The 233-nt window shown below is 56.7% G+C and carries 2 tRNA genes; both read left to right on the forward strand.

The annotated features are described in order from the left end of the window. Nucleotides 1-52 precede the first annotated feature (52 nt). Nucleotides 53-129, forward strand: a tRNA-Ile gene (locus AC30D9_RS29430). A 27-nt stretch (nt 130-156) separates the two neighbouring features. Then, nucleotides 157-232: transfer RNA gene (locus AC30D9_RS29435), tRNA-Ala, on the forward strand. The last annotated feature ends 1 nt before the right edge of the window (nt 233 follow it).

Raw genomic sequence — 233 nt, forward strand, 5'->3', positions numbered from 1 at the left:
GCTGCTCCATGAGCTCCCACACGAATTGCTTGATTCATTGAAGAAGACGATTGGGTCTGTAGCTCAGTTGGTTAGAGCGCACCCCTGATAAGGGTGAGGTCGGCAGTTCGAATCTGCCCAGACCCACCAATTTCATGGTGTCCCCGGTAAAGATACGGGGCCATAGCTCAGCTGGGAGAGCGCCTGCCTTGCACGCAGGAGGTCAGCGGTTCGATCCCGCTTGGCTCCACCAT

The organism is Pseudomonas sp. DF11, assembly GCF_058148565.1.